The organism is Pseudomonas violetae (genome assembly GCF_023072615.1).
Taxonomy (GTDB): domain Bacteria; phylum Pseudomonadota; class Gammaproteobacteria; order Pseudomonadales; family Pseudomonadaceae; genus Aquipseudomonas; species Aquipseudomonas violetae.
The window spans coordinates 1-2,531 of the sequence record NZ_JAKNRW010000081.1 but is presented as its reverse complement, the minus strand read 5'-3'; the positions used below and the strand labels follow the sequence as shown (position 1 = coordinate 2,531).

General features: G+C 55.8%; 3 protein-coding genes. 2 read left to right on the top strand and 1 reads right to left on the bottom strand.

Going from position 1 to position 2,531, the window contains the following annotated elements:
* On the bottom strand, positions 1-144 hold a 144-nt coding region (locus L9059_RS30475; protein WP_247296729.1), incomplete at its 3' end, for a helix-turn-helix domain-containing protein.
* Between the two features lie 94 nt (positions 145-238).
* On the opposite strand from L9059_RS30475, the gene L9059_RS30470 reads away from it, so the two are divergent.
* Positions 239-1,405 carry an MFS transporter gene (locus L9059_RS30470; protein ID WP_247296711.1) on the top strand — a complete coding sequence of 389 codons (1,167 nt, stop codon included), beginning with the start codon at positions 239-241 and terminating at the stop codon, positions 1,403-1,405.
* 274 nt (positions 1,406-1,679) lie between these two features.
* The gene (locus tag L9059_RS30465) at positions 1,680-2,057 is read left to right on the top strand and encodes a cytochrome c (RefSeq protein ID WP_247296726.1); all 378 of its coding nucleotides are present in this window, start codon (positions 1,680-1,682) and stop codon (positions 2,055-2,057) included.
* The last annotated feature ends 474 nt before the right edge of the window (positions 2,058-2,531 follow it).

Genomic DNA, 2,531 nt, shown 5'->3' with positions numbered 1-2,531 from the left:
GCCAAGGCGTTGTTCGGTGCGCGCGATGATCCGGCTGACCGCCGAGGGTGTCAGCCCCAATGCACGCGCGGCCGCCGACAGGCTGCCCTCTCGCGCCACGCTGGCGAACACCAGCATTTCACCGGATCTGCCGTTGAAGTCCATTCGTGCCTCTTACGCAAAGGTGATTGCCAAAAATGCTATCTACCGCCTAAAACGGCTGGATCGTAGCATTAGCGGCATAGATAAGGAGCCTTCCATGCGTATCAATCAACCCCTTGTTGCACTCGCCATGGGTGCCTTTGGCATCGGCGTTACCGAGTTTGCCCCCATGGGCATGTTGCCGAGCATCGCGGCGGACCTCGGCGTTTCGATTCCCGCTGCGGGCCTGTTGGTGAGTGCTTACGCCCTGGGCGTACTGCTCGGCGCACCGCTGATGACCCTGACCACCGGCAGGATTCCCCGGCGCTATCTGCTGATCGGACTCATGGCGATTTTCACCCTGGGTAATCTGATGTCAGCCCTGGCGACCGACTACTACAGCCTCATGATCGCCAGAGTGGTGACCTCACTGAACCACGGCGCGTTCTTTGGCGTTGGCTCCATCGTCGCCGCCAGCGTGGTCGCCCCGGAGAAACGTGCCGGCGCGGTTGCGGCAATGTTTATGGGCCTCACCCTGGCGACCATCGGCGGTGTGCCGCTGGCCGCCTGGTTTGGCGAACTGTTCGGTTGGCGCACCGCCTTCTGGGGCATTACCGGCCTCGGCGTAGTGGCCATGGCCGCGCTATGGTTCGCCCTGCCCAACCTGAAGGCGCCGCAAAGCGTGGGTATGTTGGCCGAAATTCGCGTACTGGGCCGTGGCCCGGTGCTGGGCGCATTGGCCCTCACCGTCGTCGGCTCGGGGGCGATGTTTACCGTCTTCACCTACATCGCGCCGATCCTCAGCAGCGAGACCCACGCGTCCGCCGCCTACATCACCGCCATGCTGGTGCTGTTCGGCGTGGGCCTGACGCTGGGCAACATGTGGGGCGGCAAGGCCGCCGACCGCTCGATAGATCGCACCCTGATCGTGTCGCTGAGCGTATTGATTTTGGTCTTGCTGGCGTTCACCGTACTGATGCGCTGGCCGCTGCCGGCCGCCGTTGCCATCCTGATATGGGGCATCGCCAGCTTCGCCTTAGTGCCACCGCTGCAGATGCGCGTGATGGAAGCCGCCAAGGACGCCCCCAACCTGGCCTCGGCGGTGAACATCGGCGCCTTCAACTTCGGCAACGCGATTGGTGCGGCACTGGGCGGCGCGGTGATAAATGCGGGGCTGGGATATCCGGCGATTTCCCTGGCTGGAGCGGCGATGGCGGGGTTGGGGTTGTTGATGGTGTTGGGGTTTGCTTGGCGGTCGAGGACGGTTGCGGCGGCGGTGGTGTGAGGAGTTGTCAGTCGCCGTTGAAGAGTGACGGCCAGACGCAGATTTCACGCAGCAACGTGCAAAAAAGGCGTTTTCACCGATCAATGATCAAGCAGTTTTGGATGACCGACTTCTTCAACAGAATCGGCCAGAAGCGGTCACTGGGATGCGCCTGGAAAACGAGTTGATTCAATGGGCATCAGCAATGACTGTGTGTGCCGATAAATGGCTGATATCTTTCCCTAGCACCAAGCTGCATCCAATCGACGCTGATTCATCAAGGAAGATAAAAACAATGAAAATATTATTCATCGCTTCATTATGGATTTTATCGCTAATTCAAACATCACTATCCTTCGCGGATAATGTTAATGGAAAAAATCTCTATTTACAGCGATGCACCATGTGCCACGGAATAGATCTCAAAGCAACAGGACCATTGGCTAATAAAAGCAATCCTCCTACACCTGATCTAACAACATCTGCTTTCAAAAAACGATTAAATGATTATCCTGGCGTGATTGTCTCATCGATAATACTTCGTCCCAATGGAGACTTGATTCCAAAAACTTTGCGAGAGAATGGTGTAAAGCTATCGCCGTACTCATGGAGGATTAAAAATCTGCGCGATTTAAATCAATACATGAGTGGTGTGATTGCAAAAAAACGATGATTTTTGAGTTGCGAGGCAGGCACAGAAATCTAAGAGCTATTTCAGGTTTGAGGGCTTGTGGGGCAATGCTGGTGAGCCCGTCGACCTTTCGCGGGCACATCGCTAATGAACAATATCAGATTAATACAAGTTCGGGCGGCTCTTCGCATCTCGCAGTAATCGGCTGCGGTCGTGACCGGCAAAAAAAGGCCAGAAGCTGTCTGTCGCGAAGGCCCGGCCCAAAACCAAGCAGCAAACTGGGCAGATGCATTTGCCCTGCTCATGAACATACCCGCGCCCTGCCTGCGTTCTTCGCTTCGTAGAGTTGCTTGTCCGCCGCTTCTATCAAAGCCTGGAACTCAAGATCTGGTAATCCCCCCTGAAAAAAATACTCACCAGAAGTAGAATTTTCTCCTAATCGGATCAAGGAAATTTTGCGTGAAGAGATCACGTTTTTCAGACAGCCAAATCATGGCCATTCTCAAGCAAGCCGAG

What these genes read in the sequence shown, in the direction of transcription:
- L9059_RS30470 (WP_247296711.1), top strand. Translation starts at nt 239, where the DNA reads ATGCGTATCAATCAACCCCTTGTTGCACTCGCCATGGGTGCCTTTGGC.
- L9059_RS30465 (WP_247296726.1), top strand. Translation starts at nt 1,680, where the DNA reads ATGAAAATATTATTCATCGCTTCATTATGGATTTTATCGCTAATTCAA.